Here is a 14,625-nt window from a genome sequence, read left to right as displayed (position 1 = left end):
TCTAATTGCACATTAATTCAACTTAATGTGCAATCACTAATTTAAACTAGGAAAAGTATGATAGATATTAAAACGAAATGTGAAAAGTGATCTCTCTTTAGCAACGCCCAAATACATCTTCAAAGCGAACTATATCATCTTCACCCAGATAGCTGCCGCTTTGCACTTCTATCAGTTCTAATGGTAATTTTCCAGGATTAGTTAGCCTGTGAGTTTCACCAATAGGTATATACACCGATTGGTTTTCTGTTAATAATTGCTCTTTTTCGCCAACTTGTACTAGTGCACTGCCCGACACAACTACCCAATGTTCAGCGCGGTGATAATGCATTTGAAGCGATAAGCTCGCACCTGACTTTACCGTTATTCGCTTAACTTGGTAGCGCTTACCGTTATCTATTGAGTCGTAACAACCCCATGGGCGATGTACTTCTCGATGTTGAAGGTGTTCATCGCGTTGATATTTTTTTAATTGCCCTACGACTTTTTTAACATCTTGTACTTGATCTTTATTGGCAATTAATAGCGCGTCATCCGTATCTACTATCACTAAGTTTTCTAGTCCAATTGTGGCAACCAGTTTTTTAGGGCTATGTACCAAGTTATTATTACTATTGATTGAAATTACATCCCCCACAAACGCGTTGGCATTTTTGTCTTTGTCTAATATGTCCCATAATGCAGACCAGCTTCCAAGATCGCTCCAACCGGCGTCCATAGGTACTACACGTACATTATTTGACTGTTCCGCTGCATCTTCGAAAACTGCATAATCTATTGAGTCATCTGGGCTTTGTTTAAAAGCTTCTTTATCAACTCGTATAAAGTCTAAATCTGTTTTAGCCAATTTCAATGATTTTTCACAGGCTCTGGTGATTTTAGGGTTTGACTGTTCAAGTGCTTTTAAATAAACCTCAGCCTTAAATACAAACATGCCACTGTTCCAAAAATAGTCACCTGATTCAATATACTGCTGTGCGGTAGCTAAATCTGGTTTTTCAACGAATTTTTCAACATGGTATGCCAAACCTTTCGCTGATTTATCGGCTTTGATATAGCCAAAGCCTGTTTCTGGCTTGTTCGCTACAATACCAAAGGTAACTAATTTATTGTTTTGGGCTTCTGCAATAGCAATATTTAAAGCATTTTGAAACGCTTCGGCATTGGTAATAACGTGGTCTGCTGGAAATACCGCAATAACAGCGTTTTGGTCAAAACTTAGGGCTTGATAAGCAGCTAACGCTATTGCAGGGGCTGTATTTCTAGCTACTGGCTCTAATAAAATAGATTTAGGTGTAATTCCCATGGAATGACATTGTTCTGCTACCATAAAGCGATGGTCTTCGTTACAAACAATTATAGGAGCGTCAATATGTGATACCCGCTTAAGCGTGTCTTGTAGCATGGTGTATTCGCCACCTGCTAAATTAAGCAACTGCTTAGGGTATTGTTTGCGCGATAATGGCCATAGGCGTGTACCAGAACCACCAGACAAAATAACGGGTATTACAGACATAGAAATCCTTAAATTAACTATTTGTTATCAGCTACCAAGCAAGCGAGGTATTCTAGCGTAATGTTAAAGTTATTCAATACGCTTAACTTTTTATTTTATTTTATTTTATTTTATTGTGAGAGTTTTCGCGCTTTATTGAACATGTGTAAAGCCATTTCTTTATCACCCATTTCTTCAAAACACTTACCCACACCAATCACTGGCTCTATCATGTTTGGTTTTAATTTCATTGCTTGAAACATGTACTTTGTGCAATGTAAATAGTTTTTTTCTTGCCAGTAAAAACTACCCAAATTAGTATAAATTATTGGTAAAAATTTACTCCCTTTAAGTTGCGGTAATAATTGTAATGTTACAGCAATAGCCTCTTTGTTTTCCCCTGCTCTACTAAGCGCTGCTATATAATTATTAAAATAGCCAAACTTAGCATCAAACCCTTGATTATCTAGGTCGTTAAATTCACCTGTTAACTCATAGGCTTTTTTATAGTTATCGGCTGAAAGCTTATGCTTGCTGTCTAGTCGGTAATAATCTCCAAGACTTGCATAAATTCTTGGTTTATTATCGTTAATTTTTAATTCGTTAGCATATAGTTTTTCGGGGTCAGACCAAACCTCGTTTCGCTGATAAGTTAAGTAAGCTAACACCACTATTATTAATAGAGTAACAACCTTTACTGTGAATAGTTGTTTGCTCGCTATTTTTTGCAAGAAAAATATAGCTAACAAGCATAACGATAAGTTGGGGAGATACGTTCTATGTTCAAAAACAAGATCTGAAATTGGAATAAAGGAAGATTCTACTGCATGCGCAATAAAAAAGAAGATAATTGCAAATGCTAAAATTGGCTCTTTTCTACGATAAAAAAACGCAACACTAATCGCTACTGCGTAAGCAAATAAATAACCTATGCTGTCTAGTAAATTACCATCTGCTAGAGGGTAAATATATTCTACTTGTAAGTTTACTGGGTAAATAAATAGCGTTATGTAGTGAACAAGTATAGTTAATTGAGACTCAAAATATGCCAACCGAGTAAAATCTGTTGTTTCTTTACTCGCAGCATCTAGAGCAATTACAATCTCTGGAAATATAAGCAAGCTAATTGCCATAACTACAGTTAAACAAGCACCAATAATAAGTGGTATCCGCGGCGAATAACGTAAAATTGGATAGATAAAAATAATTTCAAGTACGAGTAACGCACCAGGTAATGTATATGTATTTTGCTTAGTTAGTACGGCTAAAACAAATAGGGCAAAAGTAGCAATAAACATTACCGTTTTGTGCGTATGTTTTTCTGCAAACCTGAACTTAAAATAACTGAACATGGTTGCAATATAAAATAATGCTGCAAGCGAAGTTGTTCTTTGTACAATATAAGTTACCGCTTGAGTTTGAAGCGGGTGCAATGCAAAGAGTAAACAAACCAGTAATGCAAACCACTGTATATTTAACAGCGGCGCCCTTTCTTTAAGAACAAGAATTTGATTGGCTTTAAGTATTTCTAAGGTGAGTAAGTACACAAAGAATGCACTTATTAAATGAATGCAAGTGTTTACTAAGTGATAACCCCATACGTCTAGTTGATGGAGTTGGTAATTCCCATAAAAAGTTAAGTACACAAGTAATCGTTGACCAAACTCTTGATAAATAGCAGAAAAGCCCTCTATATAAACCTTTTGTTTTTCGACAATAGACGTTATATCGTCGAATAAAAATGGAACTAAAAACGAGTTTGAATACGCTAAAAATATCACAATTAAAAGGAAAAAAAAGGTAAATATAGAAAAGCTTGTTTTTTGCTCGAAATACAAAATACATCCCGCTGTAGTTATTTGAGTGCGGCGTAGTTTAAACCTACTACCTACATTTATCAATTAAGATAGGAGAATAAAGACTCTGTTTAACCCTGTAATGACATTATATTACAGGGTCAGGTTGAGGGGTATTATGTGTTAACAATTTTATGCTAACAAGATACTCAGTATTTCTTTCGTTTTTGTTTGCATTAGTTCTTCATCTGCACGTGATTCTACATTCAAACGGACTACAGGTTCAGTATTACTGCAACGAAGATTAAATCGCCAATCTGCAAACTCTACGCTTACACCATCGGTTTCATCAATAGTTAATGCATGCTCCTGATAATATGCCAAAACACGTTTAATGGCGATATTAGGCTGCTTAACTATATTGTTAATTTCTCCTGATGATGGGAATGCTTTGATTCGTGCTGATACAAGCTCAGAAAGTGGTTTTTCTTTTAAGCATATTAATTCAGCAATCAGTAACCAAGGGATCATCCCGCTGTCACAGTAATAAAAATCGCGAAAATAATGATGAGCACTCATTTCACCACCGTAAATCGCATTTTCTTTTCTCATTCTTTCTTTTATGAATGCATGACCAGTTTTACTTTGAATGGCTTCACCACCCGCCTGATTAACTATATCGATTGTATTCCAAGTTAAGCGCGGGTCATGAATAATTTTTTCTTTTACTTGATTAGCTTGATGTTTTTTCGCTAAAAAGTTTTCTGCCAATAAGCCAACAATATAGTACCCTTCAATGAAGTCACCATTTTCGTCGAATAAAAAGCAACGGTCGAAGTCTCCATCCCATGCAACACCAAAGTCTGCTTTATGAGTAATAACTGCATTTTGTGTTGCTGAGCGATTTTCTACTAGTAAGGGATTAGGTATACCATTTGGAAATGTGCCGTCAGGTTGGTGATTGATTTTAATGAATGTAACAGGCAACTTTAGTTGGTTGAAAGTATGTTCTATTACATCTAATGCTGGCCCTGCTGTTCCATTACCGGCATTCACCACTATTTTTAATGGTTTGATATTAACTGGGTCAAAATAGGTTAGTAAGTGCTTAGTATAAGGCTTTGATATATCCAATGTAGACATACTGCCTTTTGCTTTAACTTCTTTAAATTTATTTAATTCAGCTAATTTCTTTATGTCAAATAGCCCAGTATCACCACTTATCGGTTTACTTTGTTCGCGTACGAGCTTCATTCCGTTATAGTCTATAGGATTATGACTTGCTGTAACGACAATACCACCATCACACTGTAAATGACTGGTTGCAAAGTAAATATGCTCTGTGCCACATAATCCTATGTCGATTACATTGGTGCCTCCATCCATTAATCCATTACTAAGCGCTAACTTTAACTCTTCGCTGGTTAAGCGAATATCCCCGCCAACCACAACGCTCTTTGCTTTAGTATGCTGTGAAAATGCTCTACCTATTCGATACGCAATTTCGTTATTCAATTCGTCGCCAAGCTTTCCGCGAATATCGTATGCTTTAAAACAGGTAAGTGGTGATGTACTCATAATAGTTTCCATTGATAAATTTTTAAATTGAGATTGTTTTTTAGTAAAGTTTTTATTCGTAGTATTAACTTTTTGACGGTATAAATACCGACCTACAGTGTTGCTAGCTTTTTTTATTGGCTTCTGGCCGCATAAATGCCGACCGATATTTGTTTAGCAGCACTATTTTTTTGTAGGTTGGCCTTCAGGCCATCAACAATTATAAAAGGGTAATGCAGAATCAATTAACGTTGAGCCCATTAATTTCACTCAAATATGTTACCTTTTGACGGCGTAAACGCCGACCTACACCTGTAATTCAGAGCTATTTTTGTAGGTTGGCCTTCAGGCCATCAACAATTATAAAAGGGTAATGCAGAATCAATTAACGTTAAGCCCATTAATTTCACTCAAACCTGTTACCTTTTGACGGCGTAAACGCCGACCTACACCTGTAATTCAGAGCTATTTTTGTAGGTTGGCCTTCAGGCCATCAACAATTATAAAAAGGTAATGCAGAATCAATTAACGTTAAGCCCATTAATTTCACTCAAATCTGTTATCTTTTGACGGCGTAAACGCCGACCTACACCTGTAATTCAGAGCTATTTTTGTAGGTTGGCCTTCAGGCCATCAACAATTATAAAAAGGTAATGCAGAATCAATTAACGTTAAGCCCATTAATTTCACTCAAACCTGTTACCTTTTGACGGCGTAAACGCCGACCTACACCTCTAATGCAGAGCTATTTTTGTAGGTTGGCCTTCAGGCCATCAACAATTATAAAAGGGTAATGCAGAATCAATTAACGTTAAGCCCATTAATTTCACTCAAATCTGTTACCTTTTGACGGCGTAAACGCCGACCTACACCTGTAATTCAGAGCTATTTTTGTAGGTTGGCCTTCAGGCCATCAAGTTTAATATTTACTTATATTAATTGCTTTTACGTTGATGCAGAGTTACTAGCATTTCTGCTTCGGCTTGGGGAAGGTCGCATTCAGCCATTAACTCTGCAACATCAGCACCTAATAACACTAACTTTTGAGCTCGGCTATACAGTTTATCTTCGGGTTGTTGCAGCTTAAGTTGCTCGATGGTTTCGTTTTGATTTTTTAATTGCTGGTTAACTATTTTAATTCGGTGCTCTAATTGCTTACTGACTTGTTCACTTTCAATTTGTTGATTATTCAAGGTTTCATTAAGTAATATCAGTTGTTTTTGCACATCGCTCAAAGAAAGCTGTAATTGGCTAATTAATAGCTCGCTTCCTTCAATTTGAGTTTTTAGCATATTTATGTCGGTATTTTTAATATGATGCTTAACTAAAGACAGAAGCGCGGCAATAAGTGCAGCGCCTGAGGTAGCTATACTAATAATGAGAATGTATTCTTCTTTCATAACATCAACTTCAACGACTAATACTCTGTAGGTTAGGTAATTTCAGTAATACTAGGCGTTAACAGCAATTAAAATTGCTTAAGTTCATCCCATTCATCGTCTGATAGTAGTTTGTTAAGATCAACTAAGATCAATAATTCTCCATCACGATTAGAAACGCCTTGAATAAACTTAGCACTTTCTTCGTTTCCAACGTTTGGTGCAACATCAATTTCAGATGCTTTTAAGTAAACAACTTCTGCAACGCTATCTACTAATATACCAATAACTTGCTTTTCAGATTCTATAATAACAATGCGGGTGTTGTCGGTTATTTCAGATGACTCTAAACCAAAGCGTGAACGCGTATCGATAACAGTTACTACATTGCCACGAAGGTTTATTATACCCAACACATAAAGAGGAGCGCCAGGTACCGGCGCTATTTCTGTATAGCGTAATACTTCTTGCACTTGCATTACGTTAATACCGTAGGTTTCGTTGTCGAGCTTAAACGTTACCCACTGTAATACTTCGTCATTTGAATCTTGTGTTTCTTTAGTATTGCGTCTTTCATCAGACATACAACTTGCCTCTCAAAGTTATTCACTTTTAAACTTGATATTAGTTTATATCTAAATTCTTAATAGTTATAGTTGTTTACGAACTTTCGATTTAACAATTATATTTTTACTTACCTATACTGATTAATATCAGCACCTTTATTTAATAAGGTAATTAATGCTTCAACGTCAAGCAAGGCACACATACGTTCTTTAACTAAACCTGCTAACCACGGACGCTTATTTGATTGCTCTATCCACTTCACATCTTCTTGCTCTAAGGTTACGGTGTCAACTAAGTGCTCTGCCATTAATCCCCAAGCACTTTCACTAAGCATAATAATATATTGATAATTTAGCGAATTTATTAATTGTTCATTACATTTTTCTGGCATTACCCATAATGCGGTATCAACTACATTAATTTTATCATCACGGTGGACCATTACTCCTTTAAACCAATTAGGTTTACCCATTAAACTAGTGGTTTTATCTACATTATGTATTCCACCTAGCTCAATAAGAGGAACAGCGATAGTTAAACCCGCAACGTCAAAAAACATCGCTTGAAAACTACCCTTACGATAGTCTTTTTCGGGTTTTATTTTAAATTCGCCGGCACTTTTTCGTGTTGTAATTTCTTTAACTGTATCAACGGCAACTGTTTTCTCTTTAACCGTTGGTGCTACTGCAACTTTTTGACTTTCAGACTTAACGGTTGTTACCGTATTAAAGTTTTCAGTTAACGCCTTCGTAGCGCTTGCTTGTTGTAATAGTTTATTTAGCTTTTCTTTTTCAACACTATCAACCCTTTCGGCCATAGCAGTAGCTGGCTTCTTTTCTAAAACCGGTTGTGGCAAAACCTCTTCGGACTCTTCAGTTAACAGTTCTGATAGGTAGTTTTGCATTAATTTTTTACTTGCGGCTAAGCCGCTGCTATCTTTCATTTTACTATCTACTACCCGTTAATACTTGTGTTAGAGCTAGCTTTTCGACGGCATAAATGCCGACCTACATTGTATACTATTATTCTTTTGTAGGTTGGGCTTCAGCCCATCAAAACTGGCGTTTGCAAGGTACTACAGAAGCAATTACCGAATAGCCCTTTAAGCCTTAAGCTTTAACCTTTGACGGCATAAATGCCGACCTACATTGTATACTATTATTCTTTTGTAGGTTGGGCTTCAGCCCATCAAAACTGGCGTTTGCAAGGTACTACACAAGCAATTACCGAATAGCCCTTTAACCTTAAGCTTTAACCTTTGACGGCATAAATGCCGACCTACATTTTATACTATTATTCTTTTGTAGGTTGGGCTTCAGCCCATCAAAACTGGCGTTTGCAAGGTACTACAGAAGCAATTACCGAATAGCCCTTTAACCTTAAGCCTTAAGCCTTAAGCTTTGACGGCATAAATGCCGACCTACATTTTATACTATTATTCTTTTGTAGGTTGGGCTTCAGCCCATCAAAACTGGCGTTTGCAAGGTACTACAGAAGCAATTACCGAATAGCCCTTTAACCTTAAGCCTAAAGCTTTGACGGCATAAATGCCGACCTACATATATCAATCATTTAAATGCGACCCACATTACTTGTATAACCTAATAATATGTTCATCTATTTTTTACATCTAATTTGATTAAATAATCTATTAATTTACGATAAGCGAGTGTGCCTCTTGAAGAAGCGGCAAAGTCAGAAATGACCCTTTGCTCTACACTTGCATTTCTAAAGTTAGTATCGATTGGAATTACACCCGGCCATACTGCAGCTCCGTATAACTCTTGCATTTTCAAATACGCTTGCAACGATGCCTTAGTTCTTTTATCAAACATAGTTGGCACTATGCTAAATGTAAATGGCTTATGTTGTTCAACTTGCATAATTTCCATTGTTTTAATCATGCGCTCTAACCCTTTAAGGGCTAAAAATTCTGTTTGTGCGGGTACAATAATACGATCACACGCAGCAAGCGCATTTACCATTAACACCCCTAAAACAGGAGGACAATCTATAAGTACATAATCATATTCATCTTTTAGCTTTTCTAGTGCTTTTTTGAGGACTAGCCCCATACCACCTTTACTACCTAATGAACGATCAAGTGTAGCTAAGCCCATGGTTGCGGGTAGCACATCTATATTTTCATAGGCGGTTGGCGCTAAACTCATCATTATTTGTTCTTTGGTTGATACCTGCACAAATAAGTCATATACACTCAGCTCTAAGTCTTCCGACTCTATGCCAAAGTAGTAGCTTAATGAGGCGTGAGGATCAGTGTCGATAAGCAATACTTTATAGCCTTGCTCAGCTAACAAGCCGCCTAACGATATAGTAGTTGTTGTTTTTCCAACACCACCTTTTTGATTCGCTACTGTCCAAACTATCAAAGGTTCACCTTCAAATTAATTTACTTATATTAAATACTAAAGCAAATGTGTTAGTAATTGCTTACATTTAATAATCATGTGTTATAGCAATACATAGGCACCATGCAACCTAGATTCTTAATAGTTATTTTTATTTTAGGTCGGCATTTATGCCGTCAATAGCTTAACGCTCGTTACTTTTTGATGGGCTAAAGCCCAACCTACAAATATATGGGCTTATCGGTAATTGCTTCTGCATTACCCTACTACCGCACCTTTGGCGGCAAAGCCCAAACTACATTTCAATAAAGTACAGTTTTCTTATTGCCTGTTGTAGGTCGGCATTTATGCCGTCAATAGCTTAACGTTCGTTACTTTTTGATGGGCTAAAGCCCAACCTACAAATATATGGGCTTATCGGTAATTGCTTCTGCATTACCCTACTACCGCACCTTTGGCGGCAAAGCCCAAACTACATTTCAATAAAGTACAGTTTGCTTATTGCCTGTTGTAGGTCGGCATTTATGCCGTCAATAGCTTAACGTTCGTTACTTTTTGATGGGCTAAAGCCCAACCTACAAATATATGGGCTTATCGGTAATTGCTTCTGCATTACCCTACTACCGCACCTTTGGCGGCAAAGCCCAAACTACATTTCAATAAAGTACAGTTTGCTTATTGCCTGTTGTAGGTCGGCATTTATGCCGTCAATAGCTTAACGTTCGTTACTTTTTGATGGGCTAAAGCCCAACCTACAAATATATGGGCTTATCGGTAATTGCTTCTGCATTACCCTACTACCGCCATCTTTAGCGGCAAAACCCAAACTACATTTCAATAAAGTACAGTTTGCTTATTGCCTGTTGTAGGTCGGCATTTATGCCGTCAATAGCTTAACGCTCGTTACTTTTTGATGGGCTAAAGCCCAACCTACAAGTAGTGTATTTTCTTATCGTCTGCCGCTGAGTAAATATTACTTTAGTTAACTACCCTTTACTCTATGTATTATATGACAACTTTCATTATAGCATTAGGAATTTCAAGTAACGGTAATACTAATTCTGATATACCTGCTACAGCAACCGCTTGTGGCATTCCATAAACAACAGAAGTTGCTTCATCCTGTGACCAAATGGTTGCCCCTTTGCCTTTTAACAAACGCGAACCTTCTCTACCGTCAGCGCCCATTCCCGTTAAGATAATACCTAACACATCTCCTGAAAAAACTTTAGCTGCTGAACCAAAGCTAATATCAACACTTGGCTTAAAAGCAATACGAGGTGAATCATCTTCAAATATTCTTAATTTAGCATTGTTACTGTTGCCCTCTACTATCATTTGTTTACCACCAGGAGCTAAATATGCATGCCCTGGTTTAAGCACGTCCCCATTTTCGGCTTCTTTGACTTTAATGTTGCATAAAGAATCAAGTCGGTTTGCAAATGCTAAAGTGAAAGCAGCAGGCATATGCTGGATCATAATAATAGGAAGAGGAAAGTCTGCTGGTAATGCTGTTAATACTTTTTGAAGTGCAACAGGCCCTCCGGTAGATGTTCCAATAGCTAAAAGCTTGTATGACTTGCTTTTAGTTAAGTTACCTGCACTTCTAGTAGGAATACTAGCTACAACAGGAGTACTGGTCGATCTAGTGAATGTACTAGTAGGTTCACGCGACAAGCTACTGTCAAACTTTCTTCGTAATGATGGTGTTGAAGCTGGTGTTGATAAGGCTCTACGTGTACTTTTGCCTTTTTTTTGGGCTATCTCTAATACCCGTTGTTTTAAAATATGTCCTGCATCACTCGTTGTTTTTGCAATTTCATTAAATTTCTTAGGTAAAAAGTCTAATGCTCCCGCGTCTAAAGCTTCTAAAGTAGCTTTTGCGCCTTGATGCGTTAATGAAGAAAACATTAAGATAGCAGTTGGAGAATTCGCCATTATTTGCTTAACGGCATCAATACCATTAAGTACTGGCATTTCAATGTCCATGGTGATCACGTCAGGTCTTAACGACTTAGCTTTATCTACCGCTTCTTGACCATTAACCGCAAAATCTACCACAGTGAGGTTAGGGTCACTTTCTAAAATATCACTAACACGACGACGAAAAAAGCTGGAGTCGTCTACCACCAAAACCCTGTAGGTCATTTAACTTCTCTTTGTCTTTTACAAAACTGGATTAGTTGTGTAATTATTATGAGCGTAACTTTTTATTCACGATCGATTTTTTCGCATAATATTTTAGCATATTAGCTACATCAATAATGAGTGCAATGCCGCCATCACTCGTAATTGTAGCGCCCGCCATACCAGGCGTACCGTGTAAAAGTCGATCTAATGGTTTAATTACTACTTCTTCTTGACCAATTAAGCTGTCAACAACAAAACCTATTTGCTGCGTGCCAAGCTGTACAATAACAACATGGCCCGTTTTACGCTTATTCTCAACATGATTTCTAACCAACCATTGGTCAAGGTAGAATAACGGGATAGCTTTCTCTCTAACAATAATGGTGAGCTGACCATCAACTAAATTGGTATTAGTTAAGTCTAAATGAAATATTTCATTTACAGCCGCTAGTGGTAAAGCAAAAGTTTGCTTACCCACAATAACCATTAGCGTTGGTAAAATAGCTAACGTAAGTGGCACTTTAATTTCTAGTACTGTGCCTACGCCCATTTCTGAGTCTATATTAACAGTACCATTAAGTTGGGTGATTTTCGTTTTCACCACGTCCATCCCAACACCACGTCCTGATACTTCAGATATTTCAGTTTTGGTAGAAAATCCTGGCGCAAAAATTAAAGCAAAGGCGTCTTTGTCTGACATTCTATTAGCCGCATCTTCATCTAAGACACCTCGCTCAATAGCAATGCTTTTTAATTTATTAGCGTCCATACCTGCACCATCGTCACGAATAGTCAGTAATATATGGTCACCTTCTTGAGAAGCAGATAAAATGACGGTACCTTCTCGACTTTTACCTTTGGCTTCACGATCGTCAGGCAATTCAATCCCATGATCTACTGAGTTACGCACCAAATGCACGAGTGGATCAGCTAATGCTTCAACTAAGTTTTTGTCTAAATCGGTCTCTTCACCTTGTAAAATTAACTTAATGTCTTTATTCAAGGTACGCGCTAAGTCTCGAACAACGCGAGGGAAACGTCCGAAAACTTTCTTAATCGGTTGCATGCGCGTTTTCATTACCGCGCCCTGTAAATCTGTAGTAACTGCGTCTAAGTTTGACACAGCTTTTGTCAACTCTTCATCTTCTTTGGTCATACCTAAACTTGTTAAGCGATTTCTCACTAAAACGAGCTCACCAACCATGTTCATTATTTGATCAAGGCGTTGCGTGTCAACACGAACCGTTGTTTCACCTTGAGGAGCGCTACTCTGTCCAGGTTTTTTCTCAGCTGCCACTGGTTTAGCTGCAGGCGCTGGTGCGGGTTTTGATGCAGGTGCGGCTGCCGGTTTTTGTGCGGCTGTAGGCGCGGGGGTTACTGGTTTTTGACTTGTTTGTGGTGACTTTCCTTGACCATGCAATTCATCTAGCAGTGATTCAAATTCATCATCAGATATATCATTAGACGAGGCTTTATTGGCCGGTGTCGCTGGTGGTGTTTTTGCCACATCAGAAGAAAATGCCCCCTGACCATGCAGTTCATCTAACAATGATTCAAACTCATCATCTGAAATATCATTACTATTATTCGAACTAGTTACCGCAGGAGTGCTTGGCGCACTTGTACCATGTAATTCATCTAAGAGTCGTTCAAATTCATCTTCTGACATTTCATCACTTGAAGTAACGCTAGATTCATTACCACTTACCGTATTTTCTACAACCACAGTAGTTTCAACTGGTGGTGCAGCCCCTTCTGGCTCGCTTAAACGGTGAAGTTGTTCTAGAAGTGCGGGATCAGCAGCATCAACAGGTTCTCTATTTTGAACTTGGCTAAACATTTCATTAATGGTGTCTAACGCCTTTAAGATAACGTCCATTAAATCTGCGGTTACTGCACGCTTACCGGTACGCAGTATATCAAAGACATTTTCTGCACCATGGCAAGCATCAACAAGTTCAGTTAATGCTAAAAAGCCTGCGCCACCTTTTACCGTATGAAAGCCTCTAAAAATAGCGTTTAATAACTCTGCGTTATTTGGATCGTTCTCTAACTCAACAAGTTGTTCAGATAAACTTTCAAGTATTTCACCTGCTTCGATTAAAAAATCCTGTAGAATTTCTTCATCTGCTTCATAAGACATCCAACAATTCCTCTTAAAATCCTAGGCTTGATAAAAGATCATCAACATCATCTTGGTCAGAAACAACGTCATCTCTATTCTCTGTGTTTACAATTGGGCCTTCTACTAAGTTATCGCCCACTTTAGGTTGTTTTTTTTCTTTATCTCGTTCTGAGTTTAATCCAAAGGCCGTTAACATGTTAATTAAGCTTTCTTCAACCTCTCTAACCAAGTCAATAACTTTACGAATAACCTGCCCGGTTAAGTCTTGAAAGTCTTGCGCCATTAATACATCGGTCATTAAGGCGTGCATGTGCGATGTTTCTTTTTCTGTTGTTGTTAGTAAAACGTCAATATCGGCACATAATGCTTTAAATTCTGAAAGTTCAAGTTCGTTATGCATCAGCTTGTGCCACAAAGGCTTAACCGTAGCTATTTGCTGCTGAATAGTATCAACAACAGGAAAAATAGACTCTACAGCATCCATGGTTTTATTAGCGGCTTCTTCTGTGCGACTAATCACATAGTTTAAGCGCTCTTTTGCATCAGGAATATCTGCATTAGCTAAATCGTTGAGTCGTGAATCAACTTGGAAATTAGTTAACGAATCATGTAATTGACGCGTTAATTTACCAATTTCAGCAAAAAGCGCGGTATTGATCGGATTTTGTATCTCAGCGACTAACTCATCGGCTTTATCTTGTTGATTACTTTCAAGGTATTCAACCAATAATTTTGCCTGTTCCAGCGACACATGGACACTCGTATTAATACTCATGCAACGTCCTTAATTAACGGTTAAGGTTTACCCTAAACGCTCAAATATTTTATCAAGCTTGGTTTTCAACGTTGCAGCTGTAAATGGCTTAACAATGTACCCATTTACGCCAGCTTGAGCTGCCATAACAATTTGCTCTTTTTTAGCTTCAGCTGTCACCATTAATACAGGAATGTGCGATAAGCTAGCGTCTGCACGAATTGCTTTTAATAAGTCAATACCTTGCATGCCTGGCATGTTCCAGTCGGTTACAACGAAATCAAAATCACCGCCTTGAAGCATAGGTAATGCTGTACTACCGTCATCTGCTTCTGAAATATTGGTGAAGCCTAAGTCGCGTAAAAGATTTTTCACTATACGTCTCATTGTTGAGAAATCGTCAACAACAAGTACTTTCATATTTTTATCCAAGACACCCTCCGGGGATATAGT

General features: G+C 37.8%; 11 protein-coding genes. All 11 read right to left on the bottom strand.

Features of this window, described 5'->3' with window-relative positions; genetic code table 11:
• Nucleotides 1–97: 97 nt before the first annotated feature.
• Nucleotides 98–1,516, bottom strand: coding sequence for a mannose-1-phosphate guanylyltransferase/mannose-6-phosphate isomerase (locus tag QUD79_RS03390; RefSeq protein WP_184426337.1), 1,419 nt, complete (start codon nucleotides 1,514–1,516; stop codon nucleotides 98–100).
• A gap of 110 nt (nucleotides 1,517–1,626) precedes the next feature.
• Nucleotides 1,627–3,333, bottom strand: a complete 1,707-nt coding sequence (locus QUD79_RS03385; RefSeq protein ID WP_184426339.1) for a hypothetical protein — start codon at nucleotides 3,331–3,333, stop codon at nucleotides 1,627–1,629.
• A gap of 150 nt (nucleotides 3,334–3,483) precedes the next feature.
• A complete protein-coding gene (locus tag QUD79_RS03380; protein ID WP_184426341.1) occupies nucleotides 3,484–4,869 on the bottom strand; it encodes a phosphohexomutase domain-containing protein in 1,386 nt (461 codons plus the stop codon).
• Nucleotides 4,870–5,783: 914 nt separating this feature from the next.
• Nucleotides 5,784–6,248 carry a DUF2802 domain-containing protein gene (locus QUD79_RS03375; RefSeq protein WP_184426344.1) on the bottom strand — a complete coding sequence of 155 codons (465 nt, stop codon included), beginning with the start codon at nucleotides 6,246–6,248 and terminating at the stop codon, nucleotides 5,784–5,786.
• A 68-nt stretch (nucleotides 6,249–6,316) separates the two neighbouring features.
• Complete coding sequence (locus QUD79_RS03370; protein WP_184426346.1) at nucleotides 6,317–6,811, bottom strand: chemotaxis protein CheW; 495 nt, start codon at nucleotides 6,809–6,811, stop codon at nucleotides 6,317–6,319.
• A gap of 110 nt (nucleotides 6,812–6,921) precedes the next feature.
• Entirely contained in the window at nucleotides 6,922–7,737 is an 816-nt protein-coding gene (locus tag QUD79_RS03365) for a chemotaxis protein CheW (RefSeq protein WP_246455024.1), read from the bottom strand.
• Nucleotides 7,738–8,407: 670 nt separating this feature from the next.
• On the bottom strand, nucleotides 8,408–9,184 hold the full coding sequence (locus tag QUD79_RS03360) for a ParA family protein (protein ID WP_184426349.1): 777 nt from the start codon (nucleotides 9,182–9,184) through the stop codon (nucleotides 8,408–8,410).
• Between the two features lie 984 nt (nucleotides 9,185–10,168).
• Nucleotides 10,169–11,311 carry a protein-glutamate methylesterase/protein-glutamine glutaminase gene (locus QUD79_RS03355; RefSeq protein WP_184426351.1) on the bottom strand — a complete coding sequence of 381 codons (1,143 nt, stop codon included), beginning with the start codon at nucleotides 11,309–11,311 and terminating at the stop codon, nucleotides 10,169–10,171.
• Nucleotides 11,312–11,357: 46 nt separating this feature from the next.
• On the bottom strand, nucleotides 11,358–13,436 hold the full coding sequence (locus QUD79_RS03350; RefSeq protein WP_184426353.1) for a chemotaxis protein CheA: 2,079 nt from the start codon (nucleotides 13,434–13,436) through the stop codon (nucleotides 11,358–11,360).
• Between the two features lie 13 nt (nucleotides 13,437–13,449).
• On the bottom strand, nucleotides 13,450–14,193 hold the full coding sequence (locus tag QUD79_RS03345) for a protein phosphatase CheZ (protein ID WP_184426356.1): 744 nt from the start codon (nucleotides 14,191–14,193) through the stop codon (nucleotides 13,450–13,452).
• Nucleotides 14,194–14,220: 27 nt separating this feature from the next.
• Nucleotides 14,221–14,604, bottom strand: coding sequence for a chemotaxis response regulator CheY (gene cheY, locus QUD79_RS03340; RefSeq protein WP_184426359.1), 384 nt, complete (start codon nucleotides 14,602–14,604; stop codon nucleotides 14,221–14,223).
• Nucleotides 14,605–14,625 lie beyond the last annotated feature (21 nt).

Source organism: Thalassotalea piscium, assembly GCF_030295935.1.
GTDB classification, from domain to species: domain Bacteria; phylum Pseudomonadota; class Gammaproteobacteria; order Enterobacterales; family Alteromonadaceae; genus Thalassotalea_B; species Thalassotalea_B piscium.
Note: the sequence above shows the minus strand (reverse complement) of the source record. Positions and strands in the feature narration are given on the sequence as shown.